At 60.5% G+C, this 13,922-nt stretch carries 16 protein-coding genes; 6 read left to right on the forward strand and 10 right to left on the reverse strand.

Going from position 1 to position 13,922, the window contains the following annotated elements; translation table 11 throughout:
• Positions 1–133 precede the first annotated feature (133 nt).
• The 3 genes from VMT30_02990 to VMT30_03000 form a co-directional block, all read right to left on the reverse strand.
• Positions 134–631, reverse strand: a complete 498-nt coding sequence (locus VMT30_02990; protein HVQ43907.1) for a hypothetical protein — start codon at positions 629–631, stop codon at positions 134–136.
• Between the two features lie 41 nt (positions 632–672).
• Entirely contained in the window at positions 673–1,473 is an 801-nt protein-coding gene (locus tag VMT30_02995) for a glycosyltransferase (GenBank protein ID HVQ43908.1), read from the reverse strand.
• A gap of 345 nt (positions 1,474–1,818) precedes the next feature.
• A complete protein-coding gene (locus VMT30_03000) occupies positions 1,819–2,532 on the reverse strand; it encodes a glycosyltransferase family 2 protein (protein HVQ43909.1) in 714 nt (237 codons plus the stop codon).
• Positions 2,533–2,704: 172 nt separating this feature from the next.
• Between VMT30_03000 and VMT30_03005 the strand changes: the two genes are divergently transcribed.
• The 3 genes from VMT30_03005 to VMT30_03015 all read left to right on the forward strand — a co-directional run bounded on the left by VMT30_03005 (position 2,705) and on the right by VMT30_03015 (position 5,952).
• The gene (locus tag VMT30_03005; protein ID HVQ43910.1) at positions 2,705–4,180 is read left to right on the forward strand and encodes a M23 family metallopeptidase; all 1,476 of its coding nucleotides are present in this window, start codon (positions 2,705–2,707) and stop codon (positions 4,178–4,180) included.
• A 202-nt stretch (positions 4,181–4,382) separates the two neighbouring features.
• Positions 4,383–4,538, forward strand: a complete 156-nt coding sequence (locus VMT30_03010; protein HVQ43911.1) for a hypothetical protein — start codon at positions 4,383–4,385, stop codon at positions 4,536–4,538.
• Positions 4,539–4,563: 25 nt separating this feature from the next.
• On the forward strand, positions 4,564–5,952 hold the full coding sequence (locus VMT30_03015; GenBank protein ID HVQ43912.1) for a class I SAM-dependent methyltransferase: 1,389 nt from the start codon (positions 4,564–4,566) through the stop codon (positions 5,950–5,952).
• Here the strand turns inward: VMT30_03015 and rfbA are convergent.
• Genes rfbA through rfbB form a run of 4 tightly spaced genes read right to left on the reverse strand, consistent with a single transcriptional unit; the run spans position 5,949 to position 9,230 of the window.
• Positions 5,949–6,815 carry a glucose-1-phosphate thymidylyltransferase RfbA gene (gene rfbA, locus VMT30_03020; protein ID HVQ43913.1) on the reverse strand — a complete coding sequence of 289 codons (867 nt, stop codon included), beginning with the start codon at positions 6,813–6,815 and terminating at the stop codon, positions 5,949–5,951. The genes VMT30_03015 and rfbA overlap by 4 nt on opposite strands.
• Positions 6,812–7,684 (reverse strand): NAD(P)-dependent oxidoreductase, encoded by an 873-nt coding sequence (locus VMT30_03025; protein ID HVQ43914.1) that lies wholly within the window; start codon positions 7,682–7,684, stop codon positions 6,812–6,814. Before VMT30_03025 ends, rfbA begins: the two co-directional genes overlap by 4 nt.
• A gap of 2 nt (positions 7,685–7,686) precedes the next feature.
• A complete protein-coding gene (rfbC, locus tag VMT30_03030; GenBank protein HVQ43915.1) occupies positions 7,687–8,235 on the reverse strand; it encodes a dTDP-4-dehydrorhamnose 3,5-epimerase in 549 nt (182 codons plus the stop codon).
• Positions 8,236–8,237: 2 nt separating this feature from the next.
• Complete coding sequence (gene rfbB, locus VMT30_03035) at positions 8,238–9,230, reverse strand: dTDP-glucose 4,6-dehydratase (protein ID HVQ43916.1); 993 nt, start codon at positions 9,228–9,230, stop codon at positions 8,238–8,240.
• 129 nt (positions 9,231–9,359) lie between these two features.
• Between rfbB and VMT30_03040 the strand changes: the two genes are divergently transcribed.
• Both VMT30_03040 and VMT30_03045 read left to right on the forward strand, forming a co-directional pair.
• Entirely contained in the window at positions 9,360–9,833 is a 474-nt protein-coding gene (locus VMT30_03040) for a hypothetical protein (GenBank protein ID HVQ43917.1), read from the forward strand.
• A gap of 42 nt (positions 9,834–9,875) precedes the next feature.
• Positions 9,876–10,535, forward strand: coding sequence for a hypothetical protein (locus VMT30_03045; protein ID HVQ43918.1), 660 nt, complete (start codon positions 9,876–9,878; stop codon positions 10,533–10,535).
• Positions 10,536–10,601: 66 nt separating this feature from the next.
• On the opposite strand, the gene VMT30_03050 is transcribed toward VMT30_03045, so the two are convergent.
• Positions 10,602–11,108, reverse strand: coding sequence for an adenylyltransferase/cytidyltransferase family protein (locus VMT30_03050; GenBank protein HVQ43919.1), 507 nt, complete (start codon positions 11,106–11,108; stop codon positions 10,602–10,604).
• A 64-nt stretch (positions 11,109–11,172) separates the two neighbouring features.
• Positions 11,173–11,625, reverse strand: coding sequence for a cupin (locus VMT30_03055; GenBank protein HVQ43920.1), 453 nt, complete (start codon positions 11,623–11,625; stop codon positions 11,173–11,175).
• A gap of 38 nt (positions 11,626–11,663) precedes the next feature.
• On the opposite strand from VMT30_03055, the gene glmS reads away from it, so the two are divergent.
• The gene (gene glmS, locus VMT30_03060) at positions 11,664–13,487 is read left to right on the forward strand and encodes a glutamine--fructose-6-phosphate transaminase (isomerizing) (protein HVQ43921.1); all 1,824 of its coding nucleotides are present in this window, start codon (positions 11,664–11,666) and stop codon (positions 13,485–13,487) included.
• A gap of 5 nt (positions 13,488–13,492) precedes the next feature.
• Here the strand turns inward: glmS and VMT30_03065 are convergent, their stop codons facing one another.
• Complete coding sequence (locus VMT30_03065) at positions 13,493–13,909, reverse strand: FxLYD domain-containing protein (GenBank protein ID HVQ43922.1); 417 nt, start codon at positions 13,907–13,909, stop codon at positions 13,493–13,495.
• Positions 13,910–13,922 lie beyond the last annotated feature (13 nt).

Genomic DNA, 13,922 nt, shown 5'->3' on the forward strand with positions numbered 1-13,922 from the left:
TATGAGGATGAGTGGGGAGGTTTTGGCATATTCCTTTAAAAGAATCTTTTCTTCGTTGGTGATATTTGTTTTACGCATTTGCAATTAAGCGTAACAAAATCTCGAAATAAATGCAGGTTTTGTTTTGAGGGGGCTATACCAGCAAGATCCCAATCACAAAATGCCACGTCATTTCTTGCCGGAAAAAGATTATGCCAGAGCTATTTCTGGAATGGTAGTGGTCTGTACCGACGTGATCATTATAGACCGAGCGGCGCAGGGGTTTTACCTCACAGTTCGCCGAAATTTGCCTATGACGGGTTGGTGGTGGATCGGAGGACGCATGCTTGCCGGTGAGAGCGAGCAGGCCAGCGTGATCCGGAATTTTGCCCGAGAGACCGGCCTGGAGTTGGCGTCCGATCGGTTTATCAAAACCGATCGAATCATCCGATATCGCTAGAGCGAGCGGTCGCAAGAGCCGACCGATGTCGGGCGCGACGACCTTTCTCTCAACTACTTGGTAGAACTCTCTGCCGAAGAGCTTTCGTACGCCAAGACTCACCTCGACCCGCATGAGTATGATGTGCCAGCCGGTCTGAGCCTCTTTGACCGTCAGCGGATTGAAGCGGAGTTTGCCGCCGGACAACTCCATCCCGCTATTCGCGATATGTTTGACGCGGTTTTCCCGAGACCCTAATAAGATTTCTTGGCGTGCGCCAAAGCGTTCACTCGCCGGGCCGCCATCCGCGTCGCTGCCCGGATGGGCCCTTCCCACAGCGGAGCCAAAATTTGCAGCGGCTTCGATAGACGACGGCGTTTAACCATCTCGGCCTCATTCAACGACGCCGTGCGGTTGGCAACCGTTGTGGAGTCGGGATGCCAACGAAATGCCGCCAGGGTTTTCTTGGTATTAACGAAGCGCCCCATTTTTCGTAATTTGAGTAATACGTCCAAGTCCATGGCGTATTTTAGCGCTTCATCAAATCCACCAGCTTGCTGGACGGCCGAGAGGCGGAACAAGATGCCAGGAAGCGGCACCAAGTCGGGTCCCCACGTCATCAGCCAGGGCGCGTACCAGCCGGCCCGGTTGGTGAACAATATATTATTCTTATCATCAATGTAGTCACAAAAACCAAACGCCACCACCGCCTTCGGATTCGCATCCAGAGCGGCGGTAGTGCTGGCCAGCGAATTAGAACGTAGCAGGTCGTCGTCACCCATCCACGTGGCGTAAATATGCCGCTGCTTAGCCAAAGCAAATCCAACGTTAACCGCGGCAGAAATGCCACCCGGATCATCGGCGACATCGGCCCCAAATTCAGCGGCAAGCGCGCGGGCTTCGAGGGCCTTCTTTGGACAGACCACAATGATATCCGGTGTGCTCGCGCCCTGATCCACTATTGATTGAAGCGTTTGGCGAAGCAAGTCAATACGCTCGCCGAGCGTTGGAATGACCATAAGAACGTTTGATCGTATGGGTTCGTTACTCGACATCTTTTGATAGCCTGATAGACAGCTCTTGATGTAGGTCGTTCACGCGTCTCTCCAAAGAATTAATCTTAATCCGATACCTGCTTACGGTAAATAGAATGAATAATATTCCCGTTATCTGAATAACGTCGAACAGACTAAGGGGTTCTGTATCCGTAAGCCGATTGGCGAACAAGAAGCGGTAAGTGGGCTCGGCGAGAATGAGGCCGCCAAATACGCTACACCACAAAACAACCTGCAGCAAAAACTTCTTCCTCGACAACCTCCCCAGCTTATGCGCCACCAAAGCATTCAGAATTCCCGCACTGATCAAGGGAATATTCAGCAACAGTAAAATCGTGTACCTGCTCATTCGAACAGCTCCATAATTCGCCGACTCACGAGTGCAATAACGATATTGAATCCATTCCAGTTATTCTGACCTTTCGAGGTTGAGTAATCAGTGTAAATGGCTTTAATGGGATATTCGCGAATCACTAGGCCCTGCTGCTTAGCGCGCCACAGCATTTCTGAGCAGAACTCGTAGCCGCTGGTCTTCCACTTGAGCCGGTCGAGGGCTTTTTTCGAGAAGATCCTCAGTCCCGATTGCGAGTCGGTCACCGTCACGCCAAACAGCAGGTTGGTGATCGTGCTAAGGCCTCGGTTGCCAAGCACCTTGATGTGAGACATGCCCGACGAACTCATGAGCCGGCTACCAATGAGAAGGTCAGCCTCACCGTCGCGGATCTTTTCCAGGCCTTTCGCCAGGTCTATCGCTTCATGCTGGCCATCGGCATCAATGGTGGCCGCTACCCCGAAGCCGGATTGCTGGGCGTAGCTCAAGCCGGTAGCCGTGGCGCCACCGCTACCCGTATTGAGGATGTGCCGGATCACCCTCGCGCCAGCCTGCAGCGCCAGCGTGGCCGTATCATCTTTGGAGCCGTCATCCACCACTACTACCTCGTATCTATATTTCGTTTTACTCAGCTCTTTGTGCATTTCGGCCACCACACCACCAATACTCCGCCCCTCGTTGTAGGCGGGAATCACTATAGCGACCCTCAACTGTTCGTATTCACTCATTTTGCTACGAATATCTTACCAGATGCCGGGGCCCCGCAGCCGAAATGTTGACCTAGCCAAACAAATACCGTACACTGCTCTCGACGCCCCAATCCGAATTTGGGTTTTTGCCTTCCAAAAGGCCAGATTCGGGTATGGGAAGTGTAGTACCATATCCGAGAAGGGAATCGTCGTGCATTCGACGGTCTCACTCAGGGGCGGGCAAACTCGCCCGCTCTCGCCGCTTCAGGTGCCAAATCGCCGAACGGCGGCCATCGGCGCTCTGCTCACGGTACTCGCCGCACTCCTGCTCGTCGGCGCGCCCATCATCCCGGGCGCTACGACCGCCGGCCTCGCCAGCGTAGCTCATGCCGACGCCAGCCTCGCCATCTCTGCGCCCTGGGACTCCGGCAAGACGTTCGCGGTCGGCAATCCCGGCGGCGAAGGCGGCGGCTATTACGGCCACTGCTGCTGGGACAGCAATGGCAACTACAACGCCACCGACTACTATGCCGTCGACATCAACGGCCCTGGCGGCGGCAATGCCGACTGCGGCGAGAACGTCCGAGCCACCAACACCGGCATTGTTAGTGCCGTGGGTACTTACTCGCCTGGTGGCATCAGCTACATCCGCATCGACCACGGTTCCATTGCGGCGGGCTACATCAGCGAGTATCAGCACGTCACCGATCGAGTGGCGGTCGGTACTGTAGTGTCGCGCGGCGACATCATCGCCAAGTTCGGCAACGTCGGTACCACTTTCTGTCACCTGCACTTCGTGGTGAGGCATAGCGGTACGTCCGTGGCGCCCAGCCCAATGTCTGGCACCGGCCTGCCGGCTTCGGGTGGCGCCTACGTCACCAGTGACAACTCTTCGACGCCAAACGCCACCCCGCGTATCGCCACCCTGGATGCCGGCGGCAACCTCAGCGTCAAAGAAGGCTCCCTCGGCGCGACGTGGACGCCGGTGGCTAGCGGGGTGAGTCAATTTCAACTCTCCCCCAATCGCATCGCAATCCTCGATGGCGGTGGCAACCTCAGCGTCAAGGAGGGGCCACTGAACGCCCCGTGGACCACCATCGGCACGGGCGTTACGGGCTTTCACGTCACCGACAACCGGATCGGTGCCCTCTTCGGGAACACTCTCGCCATCAAGGAGGGGCCGCTCGGCGCCACCTGGACAACGGTCTCTACCGGTGTCACCGACTTCGACCTCTCCCCCAACCGCATTGCCGTCCTCGACAGCAGCGGAGGTCTCAGCGTCAAGGAAGGGCCCATCGGCGCTACCTGGACATCCGTCGCGAGCGGTGTCGGTGTCGGCAAATTCCATGTCACAGACACTCGCGTTGGCGTGCTCTGGGGCACCGACCTCAACATCAAGGATGGGTCCCTGGGCGCCGGCTGGAGCGTGGTTATCAATCCCACCGCCGACTTCCGGCTCTCGTCCAACCGCATCATGGCTAGGCAGAGCGACGGTACGCTGTATGTCAAGGAAGGCGCAATCGGCTCAAGCTGGACGCTCGTATCTGGCGGCGCCGACGGATTCGCCGTCTCTGACACGCGCGTTGAGGTCTGGGGCGGCGGAAACCTGTACGTCAAGGACGGGTCCATCGGCGCCACCTGGGCTCTCGTAACCACCGGTTCTGTCGCCGGCGGCCTGTCTCAGTAACGACACGAGCGGTGTCGCTCACTAGCCCCTAGCGGGAAGGCCCCTGGCCTCGCGCCGGGGGTTCTTCTCGTTTATCCCGGAGGCGAACGTCCCGGCCGCTGCTCACGCTGGCTGCCTCAGCCCAATCTCAGTCCCCGCGCGCTAGAGTAGGCGTGTATAGTAGAATAGATCCATTCCCATCCGTGAGTGCTAAGGAGTCCCCATGAAACATCTGCTCGCTTATCTCGATCCCGGCGCCGGGAGCATGCTCATCCAGTCGATTATCGGCGGCGTGCTCGGCCTAGCCTACGCCGGCCGCAAAACCCTCCACCGGGTCATCGGCGCGTTACGCAAAAAAGACAGCACCGAGAAATCGTGATCGAGCGCAGTTGCAGGCGCGGGCTATGAAGCACGCCGCCTCCTTTCGCGATCCCGCCGGCTTTGTGTTTGAGCATCGCGGCCGGCTGCTGCGGCAGGTCAATGCCGCCGGCGTCGCCGACTACGATTCGCTGATGCAAAGCGGCCTCTACGAGCAGCTCACCGGCCAGCACCTGCTCATCCCGCACCGCGAAGTCGAGATCGAAGGCCTACCGCCCGACGCCGACCGCCGCCTCGTCATCGAGCCCGACCGCGTCCGCACCATCTCGTACCCGTACGAATGGGGCTTTTCGCAGCTCCAAGACGCCGCGCTCACCACTCTGGCCGTCCAAGCCGAGGCGCTGCGGCATGGCCTCACGCTCAAAGACGCCAGCGCCTACAACATTCAATTCCACGAGGGGCGGCCGCTGCTCATCGACACCCTGTCATTTGAAAAATACACCCCCTCCAGCCCCTGGGCGGCGTATCGGCAATTTTGCCAACATTTCTTGGCACCGCTAGCACTCATGTCGCAGGTCGATGTCGATCTGGGCAAACTGCTCCTGGTGCACCTCGACGGCGTGCCGCTGCCGCTGGCCGCCAAGCTGTTGCCCCGCCGTGCGCGCCTGTCGCCGGGGCTGGCCATGCACCTGTTTTTGCACGCCCGCGCCCAATCTCGCACCCCGCAGGCCGCGTCGGCTGCCGGTCCGGGCAGCCATCGGCGGCTCAGCCAATCCGGCCTCGAAGGCCTCGTCGACAGCCTCACGCGCACCGTCCGCGGCCTCAGGTGGCGCGGCGGCAAAACCGAATGGGGCGATTACTACAACGCCACCAATTACAGCGCCACCGCCTTCGAGCACAAGCAGGCAGTGGTAGCCAGCTTCCTCGACGAAGTGCGGCCGCAAACCGTCTGGGACCTCGGCGCCAACACCGGCCAATTCAGCCGCCTGGCCGGCGACCGCGGCATCCATACCGTCAGCTTCGACATCGATCCCGTCGCCGTCGAGGCCAACTACCGCCTGGTGCGCGACCGCCGCGAGCCCAACATCCTGCCGCTGCTGCTCGACCTCACCAATCCCAGCCCCGCCATCGGCTGGGCCAACGCCGAGCGCAGCTCGCTGGCCCAGCGCGGTCGCGCCGATCTCGTGATGGCCCTCGCGCTCGTGCACCATCTGGCCATCTCCAACAACCTCCCGCTCGCCTCTATCGCCGCCTACTTCGCCGCCCTGGGCCGGCACCTCGTAGTCGAATTCATCCCCAAATCCGACTCCAAGGTTCAAATTTTGCTCGCCACCCGCCCCGACATTTTCCCGGATTACACCATGGCCGGCTTCGAGCGGGCGTTTGCGCAGCATTTCCAGATCGTAAAAAAGCTGCCGGTGAAAAACTCCGAACGCACCCTTTACCTCATGGAAAATCTCATGGAAAAAGCCTAACGCTCCGCCAGCAGTCCCCGCAGGTACTTGCCATACCCGCTCTTAAGTAGCTTGCCGGCTAGCGCGTCGAGGTGTTCGTCGGTAATATAGCCCTCTTGCCACGCCACCTCTTCCACGCAGCCCACCTTGAGCGCCTGCCGTTCCTCTACCACTTGCACAAATTGGCTGGCCTGCATCATAGACGCAAACGTGCCGGTATCGAGCCAGGCCGTGCCGCGGTCGAGCACGCCCACGCTCAGCTTGCCACGCTTGAGGTACTGATTGTTCACCTCGGTGATTTCCAGCTCACCCCGGTCGCTTGGTTTGATGTGCTTGGCGATGTCCACCACCTCGTTATCGTAAAAATACAGCCCCGGCACCGCGTAATTGCTCTTGGGCTTATCCGGCTTTTCCTCGATGCTCACCGCCTTCATGTGCGCGTCAAACTCCACTACACCGTAGCGCTCTGGGTCGGCTACGTGGTAGGCGAAAATCACCCCGCCGTCCGGATCAGTATGATCTTTGAGCTTCGAGCCCAAATCCGATCCGTAGAAGATATTGTCACCCAAGATCAACGCCACCTTGTCGTCGCCAATGAAGTCGTCGCCAATGATAAACGCCTGCGCCAGTCCCTCTGGCCGCGGCTGGATTTTGTACGTAAAGTTGCACCCGATCTGCTCGCCGCTGCCCAGCAACCGCTCAAATCCAGGCATATCCTGCTCAGTCGAGATGATCAAAATATCCCGGATCCCCGCCATCATCAAAGTCGACAGAGGATAGTAAATCATCGGCTTGTCGTAGATCGGCATCAATTGCTTCGAAATGCCCTGCGTAATGGGGTAGAGGCGCGTGCCCGAGCCACCCGCTAAAATAATTCCCTTCATGATGATTTCACTTCCTTCCCTTGTTCGCGCTTGATGTAATCATGCAGTTCTTCGCGCCAGTCCGGCAATTTCACCCCAGCCGACTTAATCTTAGCCAAGTCGTAGTCGCCCTTGAGCGGTCGCGGCGCCGAGGTCGGCTTGTCTTTGAAGTATTCCGGCGTTGTGATGTCTGTGACGCTCAAATCGTCGCGTCCGAGCTCGCGAAAGATTGCCCGCGTCACCTCGGCCCAGGATACCACGTCGCCATCGTCCGACACATGATAGATACCATAATCAGCCCGCTTTTTCAGCAACACTTCGATCGCATCCACCAAGGTACTCGAAAACGTCAGGCGGCCCACTTGGTCGCCCACTACTCGCGGCGAAATGTTCTTGGCGGCCAGCCCCATCATGGTCTTCACGAAATTCGGCCCATCGCCCACCAGCCACATGGTCCGCACGATGTAATGCTTGGGCGCCACCCGGACGGCCATGTCGCCCGCCGCCTTCGTTTGGGCATAGACTCCCAGTGGCGCCACGCCCTCATCCTCGCGGTGGGCCGACTGCGAGCCGTCGTAAACCGTCTCACTTGATACGTGCACCACAGTCAGATCCCGCTCCACCGCCACCCGCGCCAGATTGGCCACGGCCGCAGCATTAATCGCCCAGGCCGTGCGCCGCCCCTCGGGCGTCTCGGCGCCGTCCACGTTGGTGTAGGCCGCCGCGTTGAGCAGATACTTGATCCCGCTCCAGTCAAACGCCTCCAGCGCCTGCACGCTCGTAATGTCGAGCCCGTCGCGGTCCACTGCTCGAGCGCCCGGAAACCGCTCCGCCAGCGCCTTCCCCAGCTGCCCGTACGCGCCCACAATCAAAATCTCAGAATCATTCATGCTCATACCTCCATCGGCGTCACGGCCGAAAGCAAAGGGTGTGCCTTGTCTTTATCCGACACAATTGCCTGATCCGCCCCGAGCGGCCAGGCAATGCCCAGCGCCGGATCAAACGCGTTCACCATGGTATATTCGGCCTCCGGCGACCAATGCGCGTCCACCAGATATGTGTACGTTACGTTCGGCTCCAGCGTTTGGTAGCCATTCGCCACCCCTTGCGGCACAAATACCGCCTTCGCGGGCGTGATCTCCAGGGTGTGCGTCCGGCCAAACCCCGGTCCTTTGCGCAGGTCGACCCACGCGCCAAACACGCGTCCGCCGGCCACCGAAATAAACTTCACCCACGGTTCCGTATGCAGCCCGCGTGTCACCCCCGCCTCGCCGTTGAATGAAAAGTTGTTCTGCACTACCTCAAAGTGGGGGAGACCGAGTGCCTCCATCTTCTCGCGCTGATAATTTTCCTTAAACCATCCCCGGTCGTCGCGGTGCACCGCCAAATCAATCTCGAACAGCCCCGGAATCGCCGTCTCGCGCACTGCCAAGTCTGCCATCGCTACTGCCCCTGCCTGGCGTATTCAGCTTCCACCGCTGCCTTGCTGGGCTTCCACCAGGCCTCATTGTCGCGGTACCAGGCAATAGTGGCCTGGATGCCGCCGTCCCAGCCCAATTTCGGCTCCCAGCCCAGCTCCGTCCGCAGCTTGGTCCAGTCAATCGCGTACCGCCGGTCGTGCCCCGGCCGATCATTCACGCGCTCAAACCAATCCTCGGGCTTGCTCAGGTGCCGCAAAATCGTGCGCACCACTTCGTTGTTGTCTTTCTCGCCGTTGGCGCCGATCATATAGGTTTCGCCCTTGCGCCCCTTTTCGATGATCGTCAGCACCGCGTCGTTGTGGTCGTCCACGTGAATCCAGTCGCGCACATTCTTGCCGTCGCCGTAAATTTTGGGCTTAATGCCCGCAAGCACGTTCGTGATCTGCCGCGGAATAAATTTCTCAATGTGTTGATACGGTCCGTAATTGTTCGAGCAATTCGAAATCGTGGCATAAATCCCAAACGACCGCACCCACGCCCGCACCAGCAGGTCCGACCCAGCCTTGGTGCTCGAATACGGGCTTGAGGGGCTGTAAGGCGTCGTCTCGTTAAATTTTGCCGGATCGTCCAGCTCCAGATCCCCGCACACCTCATCGGTTGAAATGTGGTGCAATCGCTTGCCGTGTTTGCGCACCGCTTCCAGGATTGTGTAGGTTCCCACCAGATTGGTGTGTACAAACGGCTCCGGGTTCTTGAGCGAGTTGTCGTTGTGCGATTCGGCCGCGAAGTGCACCACGATATCGCACGCCGCCACCAGCTCATCCACCAGCCCAGCGTCACAAATATCGCCCTTCACGAACCGGATTTTATCGGCCACCGGAGCTAGGTTGGCCTGGTTGCCGGCGTAGGTGAGCGCGTCAAGAACAGTAATTTCGTGGTCGGGGCGGTTCCTTACCGTGTAATGGACAAAGTTCCCGCCAATGAACCCCGCCCCACCTGTCACAAGCATCTTCATGCCCAAAAGTATATCAGAAAATCGCATCATTGAAAAAGTCCAAAAAAGTGCTATAGTATACCGGCATTTCCGCCTTGGAATGCATCCGTCTGCCCCGCGGCTAGCCCGCCTGTCCATGTCAGGAGACACATGTCGCCCGAACCGCCCGCTCCGCAGGTGCGCGTCGTACTCGTTGCACTCCGCTGGGAAGGCAATCAGTGGCAAACACTGCTGCTACCCGGAGTCGATGAAGCCGAGTTCAGCCATCTCTCCGGCATCCTGCGGGAGGGGGAGCCCACGATCCACGTGCTCTCCGAGCAGAGGCTCACACTCCAGAACCCTCCCCTGTACGCGGGTACTTTCGGTACCTGGCGAGGCCCTGGCCGGCAGGTGTTTCACTGCGTGTTCGCGGCGGCGGCCACATCCGCCCGCGAGCCCAGCGTCGGCGTCTGGATGAACGCCAAGCCCAACCAGGTCACCGAGCTCACGCGCGCCATGACCACACTGGCCATCGGCGTCATCGCCAATCCTGACAGCGCCGGCTTCTGGCGTGAAGACGCTACGCACGGGACACCCTGTGCCCTCATCGAGCTCGGCCGACCGACCGACGGCGCCGGGTCTTAGCGCTCGGCACCCCCGCACCGCCCGCCCTCTTGAGGAGTCTTCATGGCACTCGACCGCACTCCGTCCGTGAACCTCGACAATATACCTCTCGATCAGCTGATCGAGGCCGCCAGGCGGCGCATCGCCGACAGCGGCCTGTCCGCCCCCGACTCCGCCGTCCAGTTTGCCCGCACCGTCGTGCCGATGCTGCGGGTCACGCTCGTGGTCCTGCGCCCGAGCTCCGACGGTGGGTTCGACATGCTGCTGACACCGCCGTGCGAAGCCGCCGACTACACCGTGACCGGCGGCTTCCTGGCGGAGGGCGAATCGATCCAGGGAGCACTCAACCGCATTGCCGTGGGCCTGTTGGACCTCAATCTAGGCCACGATCCGCTGCCCGCGGGAATCGTGGTCGACCGGGGCACCGACCGGTCGCACATCCTGCACGCCGTGTTCTGCTACGTCGTGCGCCGCGGCGAACTGCCCAGCGGCCCACGCGAGTGGCACCACCATATGCGCCGCCCCGCCAACCTCAGCGAGGCCATGAGGAAAGCCGTCAGCCTGGCGCTGGCCGTGGCCAACGACCCGCTCCGGGCCGCGCCCTGGCTGGAGCCGACCGAGGGATTCCGCACCCCACGTCCCAATCCCCAGATCGGCCACCGGGGTGGCAATCGCCCGCGCTGGGGCCCTCGCAGCTACGGGCGCCCCGACACCACCCCCTGACGCCAACGCCCCCGGGACCGCTGCCCTATCGCGGTCCCGGGGGCAACCCCCAGTTTTTATCCAGGCCTATTTTCCGTCGCGCCGGCGGGCGTGCTCTTCCCACTCCCGCAAGAAATCGCTCGACGACCAGCGCTTATCAAGCCCCACGCCGCTGATCACCTCGATCCCGTACTGCTGGCACGTGCCCCATTCCGGAATACTAGTCTCATCCACGCGGTCGCCGCCCTTGGTAAACACCGCCGGCCGCAGCGCCTCCAGCGCCTTGATCACCGTCTGGTCGTCCTCAATCTCAAACGGCACCACGTAATCCACCTCGCGTAGTGCGCTCACGATCAGCATACGCGTGGCCAGGTCCTGAAACGGCTTGCCTTTTTTGGCGCGCAAAAACGCGTCACCATTCACGATCACCACCAATGTGTCGCCGTAGTCTTTGCTATCCATAATGCAGCTAATGTGGCCCGGGTGAATCGGGTCAAACCCGCCGCTCGTCGCCACAATTTTGCCAAGGTGGTCCCGCATCCCGTCCAATTCTTCAAATGTCACGATCTTCGCGCCAAAATCCTGTCGTTGCATGCTCTCGCGCCTTTAATGCTGTTAGTTGTAGCGTACCCTGGGCCAAGATTCAAGAGGAGTAACCTCAAACCTTCCAGCCGCGGTCGGGCTGCGCCCGCATCGCCTCTGTCTCGTCTGGCCGCGCGTAATCATCCTCGAGCCGCCAGGTGGTCCCCAGCTCTGGCGTCGAGGCCTCAAACACCTCGCAGTCGGTGAGCCCCACCAGCCGGTGCCGCTGCCCCACTTGGCTCGTGTACCCCATGCCCGGCTCGAGCTCGATTTGCTCTAGCTCGCCGGCCGCATTTTCGAGCAGCACCGCCGCCCTCCCCGCATGCACCACCCAGCTCTCGCTCTTGGCGTCGTGGGCCTGCAGGCTCACTCGGCAGCCTTTATTGATATGCAAAATCTTCATCATGTACGGCCCGCCGTCGGCCGTTAAGTGCACTTCGTAGCCCCACGGCTTGACCACGCGTTTCGCGTACCCAGCCGTCGTGAAACCACCCTTGTCGATCATATCGAGAAAATCTAAATGCTTCATATGCTTCCCATTGTACTCGCGAAGCGTATAATCAGGCCATGTGCGGAATTGTCGGTTACATTGGCAAAGATAAAGCGCTCCCCGTGCTTGTAAACGGTTTGCGGCGTATGGAATACCGCGGATACGACTCCGCGGGCGTCGCCGTGGTTGATCATGGCCACATGGGCATCGTGAAGCGTCCCGGCAAAATCGCCAATCTGGTGGAGGCGCTCGAGGAACACCCGCTCGAGGGTCACCTCGGCATCGGCCACACCCGCTGGGCCACCCATGGCATCCCCAACGAGCTCAACGCCCACCCTCACCAAGCCGGCCATATCGCCATTATTCACAATGGCATCATCGAGAATTTTGCCTCCATCAAGGAGCAATTAGGCTCTGGCATCAAATATCTCAGCGACACCGACACCGAGGTGCTGGCGCAGCTCATCGCTGCCGAGCGCGAAACAGCGCCGTCGCTCGAGGCCGCCGTGCTGGCCGCCCTACTCCAGGTCGAGGGCACCTTCGGCCTCGTCGTCATCGACGACCGCGACCCCGGCAAGCTGGTGGCTGCCCGCCGCGGCAGCCCGTTGCTGCTCGGCATCGCCCCCGACGCCACCTACGTGGCCTCCGACGCCGCTGCCATCATCGGCTACACCGACCGCGTCGTGTACCTCGAAGACGACGAAATCGCCGTCTGCCAGGCCGGCAAATATGAGGTGATTGATTTCGAAGCCCAGGCCAAGGACCACGAAGAGGTCCAGATCCAGCTCGAGCTGGCCGCCATCGAAAAGGCCGGCTACGATCACTTTCTGCTCAAAGAAATCATGGAGCAGCCCCGTACCATCGCCGACACCCTGCGCGGCCGCCTCGACGCCGAAAACGGCACCAGCCATCTCGGAGGCCTCAATCTGGCCGAGGGCTCCTACCAAAACATCAGCCGGTTCCTCACCGTGGCCTGCGGCACCGCCTACTATTCGGGCCTGCTCGGCAAATACTTCCTGGAGCGCATGACCGGCCTGCCCGTCGACGTCGAGGTCGCCTCCGAATTCCGCTACCGCGAGCCGGTAGTTTCCGAGCACGCGCTGGGCATGGTGGTTTCGCAATCCGGCGAAACCGCCGACACCTTGGCCTCCCTACGCGAAATGCAGCGCCGCGGCATCCGCACGCTCGGCCTCGTCAACGTGGTCGGTTCCAGCGTGGCGCGCGAAGTCGACGGCGGCATCTACCTCCATGCCGGCCCCGAAATCTCGGTGGCCTCTACCAAGGCCTACACCTCGCAGGTCCTGGCACAATTACTCATCGGCCTCCAGGTCGGCCGCGCCCGCAGCCTCTCGGTCCGCGACGGCAAGGCCATCGTGGCCGCGCTCGAGGCTCTGCCGGCCCAGGTGCAGCACATCCTGGATCAGCACGACAAAATCCGCGCCCTGGCCAAAAAACTCAGCCACTTCAACAACGCCATGTACCTCGGCCGCGACACCCTCTATCCCGTGGCCCTCGAGGGTGCCCTCAAGCTCAAAGAGGTTGCCTACATTCACGCCGAGGCCTACCCCGCCGGCGAGCTCAAGCACGGCCCCATCGCCATGATCGACGAGAATCTGCTCGTGGTCTTCCTGCACCCCAAAAACGACCTCTACGACAAATCCCAATCTAGCCTCGAGCAAGTCCGGGCTCGCGGTGGCCAGCTGCTAATCGTGGGCACCGAAGGCGACGACACCCTCAAGCAATTCTCCGAGCATGTCATTTACATCCCCGAAGCCAATCCCTACACCCAGCCCTTGCTGGCCAACATCCCGCTCCAGCTCTTTGCCTACTACGTCGCCGTCGAACGCGGCACCGACGTCGACCAGCCCCGCAACCTCGCCAAATCCGTCACCGTCGAATAGCCGTCCTAAAACAGCTTGTCGACCGCCACTTTCACTTCGTAATACGTCGCCAGTTTTTCCGTACTCGTGAGCACAAACGGCTTGGTTTGCGCCGGATCAATGTCGCTCACCGTGCCAGTGGCCGTGCCCAGCGCCTTGCCGGCCTTGTCGAGAAACGTCGCGGTAATCGTGGCGCTCCGAGCCGCGTCTTCGTTGTTCGTGATGCTGCCACTCACCACCAGGTACCCCGCCGCATTCGTGGTCACCTTTGAATTCGCCAGCGTCGTGCGCTCCTTGGTGGCCGGGCTGGCGGTGGCCGCTGGTGTCTCGCCCGCCGGCCGCTCGTTCACAAATTTATTGCCGCTTTCGGCCCATAGCAATGCCGCCCCAACCGCCACTACGACCACGCCAACAATCGTAAACAATCTGCGAGATGTACTCATATCGCGCCTCCTG

This window comes from Candidatus Saccharimonadia bacterium (assembly GCA_035544015.1).
Classification (GTDB): Bacteria; Patescibacteriota; Saccharimonadia; order UBA4664; family UBA4664; genus UBA5169.